We start from the raw sequence: 17,536 nt of genomic DNA, 5'->3' as shown, positions 1-17,536 counted from the left end.
CAATGTTCAATCGTTTGGTCAATTTTCCTTATGAGTCTTCTCAATAGAAGAAACAGAACTAGGCACTTCTTTCGTAATTGAAGAGCTATTTGCTGCTTTGTTTAAATCATTTTCACTTTGATCTTGTTTCTGATTTTCTGCTAAACCATTAGTTGACTTTAAACGCTTCAATTCACTTCTCAACTGATAAATTCGGACCGTTCCTAATGCCCCTGCAATCACAGCTCCCATTAAAACAGAGCCAAGTATAACAAGAATTAAAGGCCACTCAGCAGTCCCAAATAAATAATTCACTCTCACTCCATCTACATTAATAACAGCAAAAATAGCAATGATGATCGCTGCGAGCAAACCGAGTATAAGACCCCATTGTCCCTTCATCGATCTCCCTCCCCTTCATTCTTTTTCTTCTTATAAGGATTTATATGAACGAGCACATCTTGCACATGCTCTTCCATCAGAAGATGTTCTTTCACCATCTTACCAATAGCATGACCTTCTTCCACAGTGATTTGTGGATCAACAGCTACTTTAATATCGATGATGACATAATGCCCATGTTCACGAGCAAAGAACTCATCAATATGGAGGACGCCATCAACACGAGCTGCCGTCTTTTTCATCTTAACCGTATCTTCTTCATGCATGACATGATCAAGCGCATTATGAATTGACTGTTTCCCAAGGCTCCAAGCCATCTTTACAATGAGCAATGCCACAAAAAAACTAGCAAGTGAATCAGCATAAACAAGCCAACTAATATTTAGGTGACCTCCTATTATAGCTGTACCAATTCCGATCAAAACGGCAACAGAGGAGAAGACATCTGAACGATGATGCCATGCATCTGTCATAATAGCATCACTCTTATATTTTTTACCCAAATGATACTTATAACGAAACATTAATTCCTTTACAACAATAGAAAAAACAACAGCATAAATGGCAATAATCTTCGGAACCACGACTGGTTCAAAGAAAGACCTTCCTGCATTGAGCGCAATTTCAAAGCCAACAAATAAAAGTAATACAGCGACAATAATGGCAGCGACCGATTCTGCTTTTCCGTGCCCATAAGGATGATCACGGTCAGGAGGCAATTTCGCTGCACGTACTCCAATCAACACCACTACAGAGCCAACAACATCTGAAGCAGAGTGAAGTGCATCTGCAATTAATGCACGACTATTTGCCATCACACCAACAATCGCTTTTATAATCGCTAAAATGATATTACCGATGATCCCAACCCATGCTGCAAAGCGCACTTTACGATAGCGTATATCTACTTCAGACACAACATCACCCACTTTATGTACAATTCATGAACGCTAACTTTATGTTATCATTTTTAAAATCACCATTCATGTTTTTAAATAGGACTTGCAATACGTACGTCAAGCAATAATTGAAACAACCAAAAACAGGTTCGACATTTAAAAGACCATAGGCTCTTCCCTATGGTCTTCATCCATTATGCAGTTGGTTCCCCTTCAGGTTGCTGAGGCTGAAATTTTTTTTTCTTTAACTGCTTAGCTTTCCAAACTAACCATAACTGAGCAGCAAGAAACATCGATGAATATGTTCCAGCAACTAGACCAATTAGGAGAGCGAAGGCAAACGAACGAATTGCATCCCCACCAAATACGAAAATAGCGGCCGCTGCAAAAACAACCGTTAAAACGGTGTTAATTGAACGAGATAACGTTTGAACAAGGCTTTTATTTACAATTTCCGCTAAATCATCAAAGCTCTTTACTCGTTTTGACAGCTTCAAGTTCTCTCGAATACGGTCAAAGGTAACAATCGTATCATTAATTGAATAACCAACAATCGTTAACACTGCAGCAATAAACGGAACATTCACTTCCATTTGTAGCAAACTAAACACGACAATGATGAAAAAAGCATCGTGCAGTAAAGCGACAATTGCAGCTACTCCGTACGTAAGCTCAAACCGAACGGCTACATAAATGACAATTCCAAGTGACGCAAACAAGATAGCAAATAACGCATTTCGAGCTAGTTCTTGTCCAACTGTTGGTGAAACAGTACTTACATTTGGTTCAGAACCATACTTCTCATTATAGTAAGCCTGAATTTCTGCAATCTCTTCAGGACCTAATACACCAATAAACCCAACACTAGCTCTTTCATTGTTATCGCCACCGAGCGTGATGTCATCTGGTACATACCCTTCACCGATTTGTGCAAACTCTTCTCTTATTTCGTCAGCTGTAACTGTATCAGGTGCTACCACTTCTACACGTGAACCGCTTTCGAAATCAATACCAAGATTCAATCCTAAAGTCAGCAATAAAATGACACCAATCAATGTAAAAGCTGATGAAAGTACAAAAAATTTATTTCGATGTTTGACGAAATCAATATCTCGGTCATGGAAATCAAAGTTCATTAATTTCACCTTCCTTTACACCAAACAAACGAGGCTTCTTATTAAGGGCACGACTGTTCACCCATAAGCCAAGTAATACCCTTGTACCATATACAGCTGTTATAAAGCTCATTAAGATACTGACGATTAACATAACGGCAAACCCTTGGACAGAGCTTGTACCAAATGAGAATAAAACAACAGCCGCAATGATCGTCGTAATATTTGCATCGAATATTGTTGCGAGCGAACGACGGTTCCCCGCTTTAAACGCAGACATAATCGATTTGCCCGAACGAATTTCCTCTTTGATCCGTTCGTACGTAAGAATATTTGCATCGACTGCCATTCCGACACCAAGTATTAATGCCGCAATACCAGGTAAAGTCAACACAGCATTCATCCAATTAAACACAAGTAAAACAAGATAGATATACGTCGTTAAAGTAATAACTGCAATCATGCCCATGAAACGGTAATAGAATAGCATATAGGCAAAAATTAATGCGATCCCAATAAATCCTGCGAAAATTGTTTGTTCCATTGCTTGCTCACCAAGTGAAGCACCAACTGAATTAGAAGAAACTTGTTTAAGATCAACAGGAAGAGATCCAGCGTTTAAGACTTCAGCAAGAAATTGAGTTTCTTCAAGCGTAAAGCTCCCGCTAATCGTTGCTGTGTTAGAAGGAATCACTTGACGCACAACTGCAGCCGATAAGAACTTAGGGTCTTCTTTTGCAGCTTCATTTGCATAAGAATCTACACCTTCTTCAAAATCAAGCCAGATAACAAGCAAGTTTTCAGCTGGAGGTCTTGCAAGCATATCCCTTGAAATTTGCTCCATTTGAGTTGCATCATTTAAAGTCAGTGTCACAATAGGCTCATTGTTATCAGGATTTATTGATGAACTTGCCCCATTTTGACGTAAATCGCTTCCTTCAACGAGCACTTGATCATGAACATCTCGAATCGTTAAATTTGCCTCAGTGGAGAGAAGCTCAATAGCCGTTTGCTGATCCGTGACACCTGCTAATTGAACACGAATTCGGTTCTCACCTTCGATTCTAATATTTGGTTCAGAAACCCCTAAAACGTTGACACGCTGGTTAAGCGCAGCAACCGTTGCACTTAGTGTTTCATCATTAATAACGTCTCCCTCATTAGATGGTTCTACTTCATACAATATTTCAAATCCACCTTGGAGATCGAGTCCTAGACTAATTCCTTTTGTAATCCCCATTACAGTTTGGCTGATCAACACTGCAAGAACTGCTACAATAAGAAAAAAAGCGACTATCCGCCCTTTTTTAACCATATTCCTTTCCTGCCTCCTTCTTCATACAAACACTGTGCTTACCTATCTGCTTTTAGGACGATACACAATAGTCCCATTATAGCTTTCTAGGAAAAACCAGTCAATTTTCTATCAAACATTTCAATATTTCGCTATACTTATGACTCATATTCTCCAAACCAATCTTCAGGATTTTTATAGGAGTTGATTGTTAGCCATGTCATGTATGTTTGCGGCTTTAACGTTAATATGCGATTCACAAAAGCGTGCAAATGTATAAATCCTTTTTCCTTACGTAATTGATACACGACACATTCCCACACCTCTTCAGCTGTTGCACGGTCATAACCGAGAAAGTGAAATTCATCAACTTTGCTAAGGATTGCTGGCTCAAGATCTTGTCTCCAAACTTCAAATTGTTGCTTTTCTTTCATATGAAAACACTCCTTTATGTTAAAAAATATGTCATAAGCGTAAGTGCTCCCCCTGCTATCACAACCCCAACCGAAATAGAGAAAAAAGCAAACTTAATAGGGATAAAAAATAAAATAGCTGCTAAACAAGCAGAATAGGCTCCAGTAGTTGGTAAGGGGACAGCCGTAAACAAAACCAATCCTAGCGCGCCAAATTTTTCAATCTGTCCACTTTTTTTCATTGTGCGATCATACAGCCAATCATAAAACTGCCTATAAAAGCTGAACTGTAACATCCATTTACTAATTGGTCTGAAAAATAACATAATCGGTAAATTCGGTAGTATGTTACCGATCAAAGCGTACATCATTGCAACGATTGGTTCCATTCCAAATGTCAGAATCCCGACAGGAATCCCACCGCGAAGTTCGAGTATTGGCATAGCAGAAAGTAAGATCACAATTAATTCTGGCGGTAAGAATTGAAATGATTCTACAAGAAAATCGCTAAGATTATCAGTCAAATCGAAGCTCCCTCTCAATATGCGTCTCTTTAACTACTTGTCATGCTTGACCCATTACTAAGCATATAAATAATAGCAGAAAATATCCATCATTTTTTGTGAAAGTAGGGTTGTCCATGACGAAGCAAACGTTTCTAAGAGGAACGCTTATTTTAATAATCGCTGGTCTCATCACAAAACTTCTCGGTTTCGTAAATCGAATTGTCGTTGCGAAAATTATGGGAGCAGAAGGTGTTGGGCTTTACATGATGGCTGTGCCGACCCTTCTTCTTGTTATCACTCTCACACAACTTGGTCTACCTGTGGCCATCTCCAAATTAGTAGCAGAAGCTGAGGCTACAAATGACCGTACAAAAATAAAACGAATTCTTGTTGTCTCGCTTGCTGTTACTGGCTCATTGAGTATCATTTTTACGATAGCAATGGTTGTATTCGCCCCATTTATTGCCCAAACTCTATTAACGGATGCAAGAGCTTACTTCCCGTTGATTGCGATTGCACCAATTGTACCGATTGTTGCTCTCTCATCTGTGATGCGTGGATATTTTCAAGGAAAACAAAATATGAAACCTACCGCTTATTCTCAAGTCATTGAACAGGTGGTACGTATTACGCTCGTTGCCGTTATGACTAGCGCTTTTTTACCAATGGGTGTCGAGTATGCAGCTGCTGGAGCGATGATCTCTGTTGTCATTGGTGAATTGGCTTCGCTTGTCTATATGATTTTCATGTTTAAAATGAATAAACGTTTTCAGGTTCGTCGTGGTTTTTTTTCTTATGTCAAACAGGGCAAGCACACATTTAAAGATTTAATGGCAATCGCCCTACCGACAACAGGAAGCAGGCTAATTGGCTCCCTTTCTCTTTTCTTTGAACCGATTGTCGTTGCCCAAAGTTTAGCTCTTGCAGGGGTGGCAACCGTAATGGCTACAAGACAATACGGAGAGCTCGCAGGCTTTGTCATCCCTCTTTTATTGCTTCCGACATTTATTACGTACTCTCTTTCCGTCTCACTCGTCCCAGCCATTAGTGAAGCAGCAGCCAGAAAGCATTTCAAAACGGTTCATTTTCGCTTAAACCAAGCATTAAGACTCGCCTTATTATCTGGCGGCATAGCTGTTGTCGTTCTCTATATTTTCGCTGAACCGATTATGGAATTAATGTATGACGCTCCGACCGTTGCAACGTATGTTAAATTAATGGCCCCTTTTAGCATTTTCTTGTATTTTCAAGGACCGCTTCAAGCAACCTTGCAAGCCTTAAACTTAGCAAAAGCTGCGATGATGAATAGCCTTTTTGGTGCGGTTATTAAGATAGCAGCGATTTTCGTTCTTGCAACAAGGCCTGAACTCGGCATTATGGGAGCTGCCCTCGCTGTTGTCATTGGCTTTGTTCTAGTGACTTTGCTCCACTTTGCATCTGTTGCTAAAACAATTAGCTTTACAATTGACGCAAAAATGCTGATGAAAGCAATCATTTTAATAATGACATCTACTGGAATTGGCTATATACTGACAGGAATTTCTTTTGGTTCTCTATCCTTACTTGTAAAGACCTTACTAGCTATTAGCATCACGACGATATTCTATTCTATATTTATGCTCCTGCTTGGACTTGTGAAACGAGAGGAATTAATCCGTGTACCTGTTATCGGAAAAAGGCTTCAATTCCTCCTCCCACGTGCATAAACCAAACTTAGCTTATTGATAAGTCTTTATAGCAAAATCCAAATTTACCCTTTTTCAACACAGAACAAAAGCCACGAGCAATATGCCGTGGCTTTTGTTCTATTACAATCGTGCAAATGTAAAGGTCTTTTTGCTCTTATTCCTCATCTTTCAAATCAACAAAAAAGGTATCCTGATCCCTTAAAGCACAGTAGGATATTTTTTTAATATCACGATAGCCAAGTTTTCGCATCTGCTGTCTAAGCCATAAGGGCGTTTGACTAAGCTGGCGAAGATGCTCTTCTTGTACCTTTCCATCTAAAATTAAGGGAAGTGGCATGATTGGTCCGCTTTGCTTTTCCTTATTCTTTTCTTTTTCAATAACAGAAAGTTTTCCTGATGGCTCAAGTATCGCAAATTCAACATCTGATACTTTATTAATTTTATTTTGTCTTAATTGGATAAGTAAATCATCAAAATTATATCGTTGCTTTCTCATTTCTTCCTCATCGATTTTTCCTTGATTAATTAGTACAGACGGTTCGCCATCAATGAGATCGCGCAGCTTCTCACTTTTAAGTGAAATAATCGCAAATACAATTTGGATAACAGACAAGACCACAATCGGAACAATTGAATACAGCATCGGAGCTTGGAAGTTTTCAATAGAAATAACGGCTAGTTCTGCAATCATAATTGAGACAACAAAATCAAGAATCGAAAGTTGACCAATTTCACGTTTCCCCATAAACCGCAGCACAAAGAGGATGATGAAATAGATCAAGAGCGTTCTAAGCATAATGGTCATGTAATCCATCGTAACCCTCCTTGTCGCACTAACCATTGTCTTATTAGTTAGTATGACCGAAGCAGCACAACACATGATTTGTAGCTTTTGGAAGTCGCTTAATTAACCGTTATTTTTTGCTTCTTCAGTAATAACCAACAGATAAACATGTCCGATTTTATAAGACAGGCAAAATACGCGTCTATTCTAAACAAGCCTGAATAAGCTGTAATAGGATGTTTTACAATATACGAATTGGAAGGGGAGTTTGTCTTGACCTATCGAGGGTTCTTTCCTGCTGTATTAGTTGGACTAACAACAGTGTTAGTAATCGTCTTATCGTTTAGTTTTGTCATTTCGCTTGTCTTATCATTTACTTCCTTTACCGAGCAATCGGTTAGTTGGCTAATTCTAACGGCTGCTTTCATCGCGATGTTTTTAGGGGGAGTGATGTCAGGGGCAAAGGCTAAGGAAAGAGGTTTAATGGCAGGAGCTTCTACCGCCTTACTATTTTCTTTAATCACATTTTTGATTCAATTTCTAGGCTATGATAGTAGCTTTACATCAGAGCAGTATATGTACCATGGTGGATATTTGCTCGTAGCTGCACTTGGGGGGATCATTGGTGTGAATCTCTCAAGTAATAAATAGTACAGAAAAGCGAAAGCGCCTTGACCAGTCGCGACCAGAGCTGTAAGAATGTGTTTCCAGGTTTCAGGTGACTATTTCCAGACTGAAGCAACCTCGAGCGACTAGGGGCTGTAGCCAGACATCATCGAATATTAACTTTATATTAAAAAAGAAAAGCACAGCGATGACTCGTTGCGCTTTTCTTATGTATTTCATCAGTCTGGGTTAACAACTTCACGTACAGCACCACGATCAAACGTCAGCTTACGATTATCGTTAACAAGGATTACCATCACATCTTCATCAATCGAATCAATTGTTCCATGAAGCCCACCAATTGTTACGATTTTATCTCCGCGTTGTAGTGAATTATGCATGTCACGAATCGCTTTTTGCTTCTTTTGTTGTGGTCGGATGAGTAAGAAGTAAAAAATCGCAAACATTAAAATAAGCGGAAGTAGTGTTCCAAATAGTTCCATTTGTTTTCCCCCCTTTCATTAATAAAAAATGCATAGTCATCTTTTTACATTAGAAATTTTTCGCATTTGGTTTATTAAAACCGTATTGCTCGAAAAATTCTTCTCTAAAGTCAAGTAATCGATCTTCTCGAATTGCTTGTCTTACTTGCTCCATTAAGTTTAACAGGAAATATAGATTATGATAAGATGTCAATCTAAATCCGAACGTTTCTTCACATTTCACAAGATGGCGAATATACGCTCTGGAATAATTTTGACAAACATGACAGTCACAATTTTCGTCAAGTGGTCTAAAATCACGCGCATACTTTGCATTTCGAACAACAAGTCTACCTGTACTTGTCATGAGTGTACCATTACGTGCAATACGTGTTGGTAACACGCAATCAAACATGTCTATACCACGAATCGCCCCGTCAATCAACGAGTCAGCTGAACCAACACCCATTAAATAACGAGGTTTGTCTGTCGGAAGATGAGGAGTTGTAAATTCAAGAACTCGATTCATCACATCTTTTGGCTCCCCAACAGAAAGACCACCAATCGCATAACCAGGGAAATCAAGTGATACTAAATCCTCAGCACTTTGTCTTCTTAAATCCTCATATTCTCCACCTTGAACAATTCCAAATAAGCCTTGATCATTTGGTCTTGCGTGTGCAGTTAAGCAACGCTCAGCCCAGCGACTTGTTCGCTCAACAGACTTCTTCATATAATCATATTCAGCAGGGTATGGTGGACATTCATCGAAAGCCATCATAATGTCAGAGCCAAGCGCATTTTGGATTTCCATTGCGCCTTCAGGACTAAGGAACAGCTTATCTCCATTTAAATGGTTACGGAAATGGACACCCTCCTCTTCAATCTTACGCAGGTCACTTAAACTAAATACTTGAAATCCACCCGAATCGGTTAAAATGGGCCGTTTCCAGTTCATAAATTTATGCAATCCGCCTGCTTCACGGATAATTTCATGTCCAGGTCTTAACCATAGATGATACGTGTTACTTAAAATAATTTGAGCATTCATATCATATAAATCCTCTGGGCTCATTGTCTTTACCGTTGCAAGCGTCCCTACAGGCATAAAAATTGGCGTTTCAAACGTTCCATGTGGAGTATGAACACGCCCAAGACGAGCGCCAGACTGCTTACATGTTTTGATATGTTCGTACGTTATTGCTGCCACTCTATTTCCTCCTTAAGATCATTCGCATATTAACGAATCAACATCGCATCTCCAAAACTGAAAAAACGATATCTTTCCTTTACCGCATGTTCATAAGCATTCATCACGTACTCTTTTCCAGCAAATGCACTGACAAGCATGACAAGCGTCGATTTGGGTAAATGGAAATTTGTTAATAGTCCATCAAAGCCTAATACTTCATAACCAGGATAAATAAAAATCGATGTCCAACCTGAGCAATCACGAAATTCGCCGTATTCCTTCATAATTGTTTCTAATGTTCTAGCAGACGTAGTCCCAACGGCAAAAATTCGTCCACCCTGCTTTCGAACCTGCGTTAAAAGCGCTGCAGTACTTTCACTCATCTGATAAAATTCTGCATGCATCTCATGATCTTCAACATTGTCAACACTGACTGGACGAAACGTTCCTAGCCCAACATGAAGCGTTATAAACGTAACATGAACACCCTTTTCTTGAATGCGTTCAAGCAGTTCATTTGTAAAATGAAGACCAGCTGTTGGTGCCGCAGCAGAGCCTCGATGCTTCGCATAAACCGTTTGATAACGTTCTTGATCTGGCAAAGTCTCCTTAATATAAGGTGGAAGAGGCATTTCACCAAGCTCATCAAGCACTTCATGGAAAATGCCTTTATAGCTCATTTTTAAAACGCGTCCGCCATGATCAGCTTCTCCAGTACAAATCGCTGTTAATCTTCCGTCTCCAAATTGAATCACAGTTCCTTTTTTGACTCGTTTAGCTGGCTTAACAAGTGTTTCCCATTCGTCATTTTCCAGCTGCTTTAAAAGTAGCACTTCAACTTTTGCACCCGTTTCTTCTTTCGTCCCATATAATCTTGCTGGCAGGACTCGTGTATCATTTAAAACAAGACAATCACCTTGTTGAAGCTCATCAATAATCGTTTCAAATGTACGATCTGTTGTTTGACCCGTTTTACGATCAAGGACAAGCAAACGAGACGCCGTCCTGTCTAGAAGCGGCGTCTGAGCAATTAATTCTTCTGGTAATTGAAAATCAAATTCTTCTACATTCATCTTTTTCTTCACCTTTTTTCAAAAAATCCGTCCATTTTTACATCTTTACTATCATACCGAAAGTCTAACTACCATGCAAGACATTAGAAAAATCAAGTCTTCATTCTTTTACTTAAAACGACCGAATAAGAAAAAGATCAGCGATAATACGATGCTTACAATAATACTTGTCATTAATGGGAAATAAAACGTCATATTCTCTCGCTTAATTAAGATGTCCCCAGGAAGCTTCCCAAGTGGTATGAAACGTCCAATAAAGAACCAAAGCACGCCAACAATAATACAGACGATTCCAATTATTATCATGATCTTCGGAAATGAGTTCATGATTTAGGCACCTCCAACCCAAAATGTTCATAACATGCTGCAGTGACGACGCGCCCTCTTGGTGTTCTTTGAATAAAGCCAATTTGCAATAGATATGGTTCATACACATCTTCAATCGTTTCTGCCTCTTCACCAATTGTTGCTGATATCGTCTCAAGTCCAACAGGTCCACCGCGGTACTTTTCGATCATGCCATATAATAATTTATGGTCAATATGATCAAGTCCTAAACGATCGACCTGCAATTCTTGAAGCGAGTGCTTAGCAAGGTCCAAAGTAATGATCCCATCCCCTTGTACTTGAGCAAAATCACGCACTCTTCGTAATAAACGATTCGCAATACGTGGTGTTCCTCTTGCGCGACGAGCAATTTCACTCGCTGCTTCATCATTAATTTCTGTCTCAAATATATCGGCTGTCCGTTTAACAATAAGCGCTAGCTCTTCTTCCTTATAATACTCGAGACGAGCCATGACACCAAAACGATCTCGCAGTGGCGCTGACAGCATTCCCGCTCTTGTCGTCGCCCCTACTAGCGTAAATGGTGGCAAATCAAGGCGAACAGAGCGTGCTGTTGGACCTTTTCCAATCACAATATCTAGACAAAAATCCTCCATTGCTGGGTACAATACTTCTTCTACCATTCGATTCAAACGATGAATCTCATCAATAAATAACACATCTCCTGGTTCAAGAGCTGTTAAGATCGCCGCTAAATCGCCTGGACGTTCAATCGCTGGACCAGAAGTTGTTCTCATTTGAACACCCATTTCCGCAGCGATAATGGCTGATAACGTTGTTTTCCCAAGACCTGGGGGACCATATAAAAGGACATGATCTAAGCACTCTTCACGCATTTTTGCCGCTTCCATAAACACTTCAAGATTCTTTTTTACTTTTTCCTGTCCAATATAATGTTTAAGGTCATGAGGTCGAACACTTTGCTCTAAAGAATCCTCTAATCCTTGCGCCTCCGCAGAAACCATCCGTTCTTCCATCTCGATGCACCTCCGTTCCTTACCCTTTTAACATCAATTGAAGAGCTTTTTTAATATATCCATCCGTCATCAATTCTTCTTTCTCTAAATGAGGTCGAACCTTCTTCAATTCTTTCTCGACATACCCCAGTGCTCGTAAAGCTTCTAGGGCTTCTTCTAGGGCTTCATTCTTACTACTCGGCTTTAGAACAGTTAAATCTTTATCAGCACCACTATTTAATAAGTTCGGTGTAAATTCATCAAGCTTGCCTTTTAAATCAAGAATAATTTGACGCGCTGTCTTTTTCCCAACCCCAGGGAATTTCACTAAAAACGCTTCATTTTCTTCTTCAATCGCATAGACAACATCCTCTGGCTGACCTGATGCGAGTATGGCTAGAGCACCCTTTGGTCCGATTCCTGACACGTTAAGTAGCTTTTCAAACAGCGCTCGTTCTTGTTTTGTTTGAAATCCAAAAAGTCGAATTACATCTTCACGAACATACTGGTATGTATAAATTCGCACAGATTGATCTAGCTTTTTTTGAAAAATATACGGGTTCGGACAATAAACTTGATAACCTAATCCATGATGGTCAATCACAATATATTGTGTGTCAATATCAACAAGTGTTCCTTGAACAAATTCAATCACAAACGTACTTCCTCTCTCTACATACGAACATTTATTTCTATTTTAGCACATGGAGTGTGGATATCGAATAAAAAAACTGCTTCTACAATAAAGTAGAAACAGTATGTTTATATTTCCTTGGCTTTATATTGCCCAAATGCTTGAAGCACCTCTTGATAATGATCTAGATCTTTTACAGGAATGCCTTTTATCAGATCTGAATGCTGTTGGCTCTTTAACTTGCTTGTATCTAGCTGAAAGAAGGAATGAATAACCTGCTCTTTATTTGGTACTCCTTCATAAATGCTTAACACACCATCTTGCGTTAAGCCAAAATAACCATTCATCTTTAGCAAAGGCGAAATATCGTTTACCTCTTTCCTGAAAATCATTCTCTGTTCATTCTGATCAACCAAATCCCATTCTTCATACATTGCCCAAAAATCTTCCATAGACCAAATGGTTTCTTTCACTCGTTCCTCGCTTTTTTCTCCATCTAAGTAAATACGCTCTAATATGACATCTATTGTTTTCGGTCCCATAACCTCAAATGCCGCTGGCTTTTGAGTCTCGGCTTGGCTTTCTTCTAGTAAGGGTATATTTAGGCCAATTAAACCCACACTGATAAACATAACCAAAAAGAGAAAAAGGCCATTATTTCTTTGCTGAATTCGTCTTAATCGCTTCATCAGCTCTCCACCACCATTGTTAGTAAAATAGATAAAGCAATACAAAGAACTTCCATTCATAGGATTATCTTATCCAAAAATGGAAGTTGTCATTCACTAAACGAATAAAAGACAGCAGGATAATCCCCACTGTCTTCGTTACATTCTATATTAACGCTGCATTCTTTCAAAAGGGCGTTGTATAGCATTACCTAAATCACCAAGCATGTCTGTAAATGTGTCTGTTACTTCATCAAAAGCTGTTCCTGTTCGAAGCTGATCGTCCATTGTACGAATTCGCCCAACAATATCAGTATCTGTGACTACATGTACATTTTTGCCATTAGCTAATTTTTGGACTGTGCGTTCAACCTTTTGTTGAACCTGATCAGCGTTTTTGTTTGCTTCAACACCAACGACGACATCATCATTATGAACAATGACACGACAATCATCAACGCCATTAATTGTTACAACACGATTAGCAATATTTTGCGCTGTTTGACTATCGTAATCTTTATGATAATTCATCGCATGCTGACCATTTTGTGCACGCTGCTGACTTTGATGATAGCTCTTGTGACCCGTTGCGCTATTGGCACGTGTACCATTAGCATCACGGTGTTGATTATACATTTGAACACGTTGGTTACCATTACGAGCTCTTCCACGTAATAGTCCATCTTCATCAACCATGCCTGGACGGTTACCACCTGTTAAGCCTGTTCGTCCCATACCTGGAGCATTCTGATTGATACGGTATCCATCACGGTCCATATCCAAAGCACGTTGGTTTCTTATGCTTTTTTCATTTAATCCACGAGTACTGTAATTATTTAAGTGTGTACGCGCACCTTGACGATCTAAGGTTCCGTATCTCGGACCGCGATCATCTGGTGTCATCATATCCGTTACAGGGCCTTGTCCGCGGTATCGTGAATTTGTATAAGCGCCATTCGAATCTTGTGCTTCAAAACCTGTTGATCGATAATTCGCGTTCATACCTGTTGCTGCGTCATCTCCACCACATGCAGTGAGACCACCTAAAAGCATTGTTGCAACTGCAACTGACATTGCGATTTTTTTCATATTTGAAATCCCCCTTTCACCAATTATCTTGGCTAATCGGGACATACTTTAGTCTGTAAGTTAATGGGCAAAGTTCCATAGCAAGAGGGCTGTCTGAAAAGGTCAAAAAAGACCTTTAGACAACCCTTTCCATTATTTGCTCTTAATCCTCATAATCATCCTCTTCACGATAAGGCATCGGCTGATTATTCTCAAATCCATGCGCTTGCATCATTTGAATGTTAGGATCATACATCTGTGGCTGCATTGCACTATAATTCATCCAGTCATTTTCAAAAGCTTGTTGAGCTTGTGGCATCTGTGATGGTTGTGGATAAAAAGGCATATTGGGTTGCCCCATCTGCTCATATGTTGGTTGCATCATCTGTTGTGGATATTGTTGCATCGGCATCAGTTGTTGTGGATACATTGGCCCACACGGCGCACAACCTGGCATCACTGGACTAATTGGTTGCCAGCAAGATGGATCATATGGATAATAAGATGGTTGCTGTACAGGTTGCTGATAGATTGGCTGCTGCTGTGTCTGCAGCACTGGTTGTGACATTTGCGGCTGATTCGGAAACATTTGTGGTGGTATAGACGGCTGCATCTGTTGTGGTTGCTGTTGCCCCATCAATTGCTGATTTGCAAACATTGGTGATTGCATTGAAGGTTGCATCTTCATCTGTGGCTGATAAGTTGGCTGCTGCATTTGTGGTTGTTTAGGTGGCTGTGATGGTGTTGGCATCGGTTGTTCTTTTTGGGCTGGCTTCACTACTTCTTTCGGCTTTACCATTTCTTTTTTTGGTTCAACCTTTTTAGGGATTGGTGGCTTTTGAACAGCGGGAGCTGGCATTGGTTGCGGCATTGGCTTAGCTTGTGGCTGGTATAAAAAAACATTCATATTTGCCTCATACATGTTTGGTTGTGGCATTTTCGGCTGTGGCATTGGCTGTGGCATCTTCATTTGCGGCATTGGCATTGGTTGTGGTACTGGCTGTGGAGCTTGAGGCAAAGGCGCAACTGTCGTCGGCGGAGGCTTTAAGCCTTCTTTTTGATATGGTTGCTCTTTCATATGTGGTGCTCCAGCGACTGGTGCCTCTTTTTTTACTGGAATACTTCCAGTTGGAATTTTGATTTTCATGCCAGGCATAATCATGTCTGGATTAGAAAGTTGAGTATTAGCTGCTTTTAACTTTTCAAAATCAACACCATACTTTTTCGCTAACTTCCAAAGCGTATCTCCCTTTTGGACAATATGAATTTTCACGATTTTATTCCCTCCTCTTACCGTTCTTTACATCGTATGTTGCTGTAGGCGAAATGACACGAGCATTCTACCTATAATGGACCATTTCATGTAGAAAAAGCCTTAATATCAAAGGTTCTCAGCACAGCTTATGTGAAAAAAAAGAGGTTTATGCCTATCCAATTTCGTATCAAAAAAGAAAAACACCCATCATCAGGATGGGTGCACAAGCATTCTTTCAAGAGCAACCTTCGCTTCTTTTGTTGTTTCTTCGTCAACGGTTATAGGAAAATGAAGATTCCCTTTAAGCAACTCATCTAATGACCACAATAAATGATTAAGATCGATTCGATTCATCGTTAAACATGGACACATTGTTGGACTCAATGATTGAATGTTCTTATCTGGATACTCTTGACTAAGTCGATACACTAGGTTCATTTCTGTTCCAATAGCCCAAGAAGAGCCTGCTGGAGCATTTTTAATCGTTTCAATGATATAATGCGTTGAACCATTTAAATCTGCCGCTTGAACGACTTCAAATGTACACTCAGGATGAACAATGATTGTCGTTTCAGGAGAGTTACTTCTGAAGTTTTCAATCTGCTTCACGGTAAATTTTTCATGAACAGAGCAATGTCCTTTCCACAAAATCACTTTAACATTTTCAATTGCTCCGTCGTACTCAAGTTCACGCTTGATCGGATCCCAAACAGCCATATGCTCAAGCTCAATACCAAGATCATACGCTGTATTTCTCCCTAAATGTTGATCTGGTAAGAACAACAACCGTTCTTTTTGCGTAAATGCCCATTTCACCATCGCTTTTGCATTTGATGACGTAACTGTTGCTCCACCATTCCTACCACAAAAAGCCTTAATCGCTGCCGTACTATTGACATACGTTAGCGGTAAGATCGTATCACCAAATTGTTCCAACAGCTCAATCCACGCATACTCCGTTTGTGCAATATCTGCCATATCAGCCATTGAACAGCCTGCTTTAAGGTCTGGCAATATCACATGTTGCTGCTTGGACGTTAACATATCAGCTGTTTCTGCCATAAAGTGTACTCCACAAAAAACAATAAACTCTGCTTCTTGATTCGCTTGAGCTAGTTGTGCAAGTTGAAGAGAATCTCCTGTTACATCGGCAAATTCAATCACTTCATCCCGCTGGTAATGATGACCCGGGATAAATAAGCGCGAACCAAGCTCCTGTTTGATTTGCAAGATTCTTTCTCTTTTTTCATCTACTGTCATTTGCATATAGCGCTCAGGCATCCGTTCTACCGTAGCTATTTTTTCTAGAAAATTCATGCTTACTTATCCCCCTTTTCAAGTAAAAAGCTTAAATCTGTCGCTTTAACGGAGTGCGTTAAACAGCCTAACGAAATATAATCTATCCCGCATCCTTTGAAGGTTGCCAAATTATCGAGAGTGATGCCACCTGACGCTTCCGTTTTCATACTATCTGGTACATGCTTCATATACTGCTTGATTTCATCTGGAGTGGCGTTATCAAACATGATGACATCAACATCGGCGCGAACGGCTTCTAGAACCTCGGTTTCATTTGTCGTCTCGACTTCGACTTTCACCATATGACCAATTTGCTCACGTACTGCCCTAACAGCTGCTTCAATGCCACCACCAGCCAATAGATGATTTTCTTTTAGAAGAATAGCATCATTTAGTCCTAAACGATGATTATAACCACCACCACAACGAACGGCGTATTTTTCAAATTGGCGTAATCCAGGCGTTGTTTTCCGCGTATCACAAATACGGATTGAATGATCGTTTAGCAGTTCTATCGCTCGTTTTGTCATCGTCGCAATACCACTCATTCGTTGCAATAGGTTAAGTAACACTCGCTCTCCAGATAACAAACCAACAATTGGTCCTTCCATTTTAGCAATGGTCTCACCCTGCCAGAATCGTGCTCCGTCCTCCACAATGTCCTTGACAACAATACGCGTATCAAGGAGTTCATATCCAATCGAAAGAATTTCACCACCTGCCATCACACCATCTGCTTTCGCGACAATTCTCCCTCTCCCTATATCATGCGTTGAAATGACAGCTCTGCTTGTGATGTCGCCCTCTCCTATATCCTCAATTAAAAAATGTTGTAGCTGTTCTTTTATTGATAACCTGTTCATCCTGCCTCTCCC

General features: G+C 39.9%; 20 protein-coding genes. 2 read left to right on the top strand and 18 right to left on the bottom strand.

Going from position 1 to position 17,536, the window contains the following annotated elements; all coding sequences use genetic code 11:
• Positions 1 to 18 precede the first annotated feature (18 nt).
• The 6 genes from IQ10_RS10545 to IQ10_RS10520 all read right to left on the bottom strand — a co-directional run bounded on the left by IQ10_RS10545 (position 19) and on the right by IQ10_RS10520 (position 4,626).
• Positions 19 to 381, bottom strand: coding sequence for a LapA family protein (locus tag IQ10_RS10545; RefSeq protein WP_144450472.1), 363 nt, complete (start codon positions 379 to 381; stop codon positions 19 to 21).
• Positions 378 to 1,298, bottom strand: a complete 921-nt coding sequence (locus tag IQ10_RS10540) for a cation diffusion facilitator family transporter (RefSeq protein WP_144450471.1) — start codon at positions 1,296 to 1,298, stop codon at positions 378 to 380. The genes IQ10_RS10545 and IQ10_RS10540 overlap by 4 nt, the downstream gene beginning before the upstream one ends.
• Before the next feature lie 176 nt (positions 1,299 to 1,474).
• A complete protein-coding gene (secF, locus tag IQ10_RS10535; RefSeq protein ID WP_144450470.1) occupies positions 1,475 to 2,416 on the bottom strand; it encodes a protein translocase subunit SecF in 942 nt (313 codons plus the stop codon).
• A complete protein-coding gene (gene secD, locus IQ10_RS10530; RefSeq protein WP_144450469.1) occupies positions 2,406 to 3,710 on the bottom strand; it encodes a protein translocase subunit SecD in 1,305 nt (434 codons plus the stop codon). Before secD ends, secF begins: the two co-directional genes overlap by 11 nt.
• Positions 3,711 to 3,847: 137 nt before the next feature.
• The gene (locus IQ10_RS10525) at positions 3,848 to 4,123 is read right to left on the bottom strand and encodes a post-transcriptional regulator (RefSeq protein ID WP_144450468.1); all 276 of its coding nucleotides are present in this window, start codon (positions 4,121 to 4,123) and stop codon (positions 3,848 to 3,850) included.
• Between the two features lie 14 nt (positions 4,124 to 4,137).
• The gene (locus IQ10_RS10520) at positions 4,138 to 4,626 is read right to left on the bottom strand and encodes a COG2426 family protein (RefSeq protein WP_242009813.1); all 489 of its coding nucleotides are present in this window, start codon (positions 4,624 to 4,626) and stop codon (positions 4,138 to 4,140) included.
• A 116-nt stretch (positions 4,627 to 4,742) separates the two neighbouring features.
• Here IQ10_RS10520 and spoVB point away from each other — a divergent pair, with 116 nt between their 5' ends.
• Positions 4,743 to 6,314 (top strand): stage V sporulation protein B, encoded by a 1,572-nt coding sequence (gene spoVB / locus IQ10_RS10515; RefSeq protein ID WP_144450467.1) that lies wholly within the window; start codon positions 4,743 to 4,745, stop codon positions 6,312 to 6,314.
• A gap of 136 nt (positions 6,315 to 6,450) precedes the next feature.
• Here the strand turns inward: spoVB and IQ10_RS10510 are convergent, their stop codons facing one another.
• Positions 6,451 to 7,110 carry a DUF421 domain-containing protein gene (locus IQ10_RS10510; protein WP_144450466.1) on the bottom strand — a complete coding sequence of 220 codons (660 nt, stop codon included), beginning with the start codon at positions 7,108 to 7,110 and terminating at the stop codon, positions 6,451 to 6,453.
• A gap of 243 nt (positions 7,111 to 7,353) precedes the next feature.
• Between IQ10_RS10510 and IQ10_RS10505 the strand changes: the two genes are divergently transcribed.
• Positions 7,354 to 7,731, top strand: a complete 378-nt coding sequence (locus IQ10_RS10505) for a TIGR04086 family membrane protein (RefSeq protein WP_144450465.1) — start codon at positions 7,354 to 7,356, stop codon at positions 7,729 to 7,731.
• 194 nt (positions 7,732 to 7,925) lie between these two features.
• Here the strand turns inward: IQ10_RS10505 and yajC are convergent, their stop codons facing one another.
• The 11 genes from yajC to nadC all read right to left on the bottom strand — a co-directional run bounded on the left by yajC (position 7,926) and on the right by nadC (position 17,524).
• Complete coding sequence (gene yajC / locus IQ10_RS10500) at positions 7,926 to 8,189, bottom strand: preprotein translocase subunit YajC (protein WP_144450464.1); 264 nt, start codon at positions 8,187 to 8,189, stop codon at positions 7,926 to 7,928.
• Between the two features lie 49 nt (positions 8,190 to 8,238).
• The gene (tgt, locus tag IQ10_RS10495; protein ID WP_144450463.1) at positions 8,239 to 9,378 is read right to left on the bottom strand and encodes a tRNA guanosine(34) transglycosylase Tgt; all 1,140 of its coding nucleotides are present in this window, start codon (positions 9,376 to 9,378) and stop codon (positions 8,239 to 8,241) included.
• Positions 9,379 to 9,407: 29 nt separating this feature from the next.
• Entirely contained in the window at positions 9,408 to 10,433 is a 1,026-nt protein-coding gene (gene queA / locus IQ10_RS10490) for a tRNA preQ1(34) S-adenosylmethionine ribosyltransferase-isomerase QueA (RefSeq protein WP_144450462.1), read from the bottom strand.
• A gap of 108 nt (positions 10,434 to 10,541) precedes the next feature.
• On the bottom strand, positions 10,542 to 10,760 hold the full coding sequence (locus IQ10_RS10485; protein WP_144450461.1) for a DUF2905 domain-containing protein: 219 nt from the start codon (positions 10,758 to 10,760) through the stop codon (positions 10,542 to 10,544).
• Positions 10,757 to 11,758: a Holliday junction branch migration DNA helicase RuvB gene (gene ruvB / locus IQ10_RS10480; protein WP_144450460.1), complete on the bottom strand. Its 1,002-nt coding sequence runs from the start codon at positions 11,756 to 11,758 to the stop codon at positions 10,757 to 10,759. The genes IQ10_RS10485 and ruvB overlap by 4 nt, the downstream gene beginning before the upstream one ends.
• Before the next feature lie 19 nt (positions 11,759 to 11,777).
• Complete coding sequence (gene ruvA, locus IQ10_RS10475; RefSeq protein WP_144450459.1) at positions 11,778 to 12,392, bottom strand: Holliday junction branch migration protein RuvA; 615 nt, start codon at positions 12,390 to 12,392, stop codon at positions 11,778 to 11,780.
• 107 nt (positions 12,393 to 12,499) lie between these two features.
• The gene (locus tag IQ10_RS10470; protein WP_144450458.1) at positions 12,500 to 13,060 is read right to left on the bottom strand and encodes an intercompartmental signaling factor BofC; all 561 of its coding nucleotides are present in this window, start codon (positions 13,058 to 13,060) and stop codon (positions 12,500 to 12,502) included.
• A 150-nt stretch (positions 13,061 to 13,210) separates the two neighbouring features.
• Entirely contained in the window at positions 13,211 to 14,128 is a 918-nt protein-coding gene (locus IQ10_RS10465) for a YhcN/YlaJ family sporulation lipoprotein (RefSeq protein ID WP_158640031.1), read from the bottom strand.
• Positions 14,129 to 14,270: 142 nt separating this feature from the next.
• Positions 14,271 to 15,380 (bottom strand): SafA/ExsA family spore coat assembly protein, encoded by a 1,110-nt coding sequence (gene safA / locus IQ10_RS18405; RefSeq protein WP_242009812.1) that lies wholly within the window; start codon positions 15,378 to 15,380, stop codon positions 14,271 to 14,273.
• A 192-nt stretch (positions 15,381 to 15,572) separates the two neighbouring features.
• Entirely contained in the window at positions 15,573 to 16,679 is a 1,107-nt protein-coding gene (nadA, locus tag IQ10_RS10455; RefSeq protein WP_144450456.1) for a quinolinate synthase NadA, read from the bottom strand.
• Positions 16,680 to 16,681: 2 nt separating this feature from the next.
• On the bottom strand, positions 16,682 to 17,524 hold the full coding sequence (gene nadC, locus IQ10_RS10450; protein WP_144450455.1) for a carboxylating nicotinate-nucleotide diphosphorylase: 843 nt from the start codon (positions 17,522 to 17,524) through the stop codon (positions 16,682 to 16,684).
• Between the last annotated feature and the right edge of the window lie 12 nt (positions 17,525 to 17,536).

It is taken from the genome of Halalkalibacter nanhaiisediminis (assembly GCF_007830185.1).
Taxonomy (GTDB): Bacteria; Bacillota; Bacilli; order Bacillales; family Bacillaceae_D; genus Halalkalibacter; species Halalkalibacter nanhaiisediminis.
Note: the sequence above shows the minus strand (reverse complement) of the source record. Positions and strands in the feature narration are given on the sequence as shown.

What these genes read in the sequence shown, in the direction of transcription:
- IQ10_RS10545 (WP_144450472.1), bottom strand. Translation starts at nt 381, where the DNA reads ATGAAGGGACAATGGGGTCTTATACTCGGTTTGCTCGCAGCGATCATC.
- secF (WP_144450470.1), bottom strand. Translation starts at nt 2,416, where the DNA reads ATGAACTTTGATTTCCATGACCGAGATATTGATTTCGTCAAACATCGA.
- secD (WP_144450469.1), bottom strand. Translation starts at nt 3,710, where the DNA reads ATGGTTAAAAAAGGGCGGATAGTCGCTTTTTTTCTTATTGTAGCAGTT.
- IQ10_RS10525 (WP_144450468.1), bottom strand. Translation starts at nt 4,123, where the DNA reads ATGAAAGAAAAGCAACAATTTGAAGTTTGGAGACAAGATCTTGAGCCA.
- spoVB (WP_144450467.1), top strand. Translation starts at nt 4,743, where the DNA reads ATGACGAAGCAAACGTTTCTAAGAGGAACGCTTATTTTAATAATCGCT.
- IQ10_RS10510 (WP_144450466.1), bottom strand. Translation starts at nt 7,110, where the DNA reads ATGGATTACATGACCATTATGCTTAGAACGCTCTTGATCTATTTCATC.
- yajC (WP_144450464.1), bottom strand. Translation starts at nt 8,189, where the DNA reads ATGGAACTATTTGGAACACTACTTCCGCTTATTTTAATGTTTGCGATT.
- queA (WP_144450462.1), bottom strand. Translation starts at nt 10,433, where the DNA reads ATGAATGTAGAAGAATTTGATTTTCAATTACCAGAAGAATTAATTGCT.
- IQ10_RS10485 (WP_144450461.1), bottom strand. Translation starts at nt 10,760, where the DNA reads ATGAACTCATTTCCGAAGATCATGATAATAATTGGAATCGTCTGTATT.
- ruvB (WP_144450460.1), bottom strand. Translation starts at nt 11,758, where the DNA reads ATGGAAGAACGGATGGTTTCTGCGGAGGCGCAAGGATTAGAGGATTCT.
- IQ10_RS10470 (WP_144450458.1), bottom strand. Translation starts at nt 13,060, where the DNA reads ATGAAGCGATTAAGACGAATTCAGCAAAGAAATAATGGCCTTTTTCTC.
- IQ10_RS10465 (WP_158640031.1), bottom strand. Translation starts at nt 14,128, where the DNA reads ATGAAAAAAATCGCAATGTCAGTTGCAGTTGCAACAATGCTTTTAGGT.
- nadA (WP_144450456.1), bottom strand. Translation starts at nt 16,679, where the DNA reads ATGAATTTTCTAGAAAAAATAGCTACGGTAGAACGGATGCCTGAGCGC.
- nadC (WP_144450455.1), bottom strand. Translation starts at nt 17,524, where the DNA reads ATGAACAGGTTATCAATAAAAGAACAGCTACAACATTTTTTAATTGAG.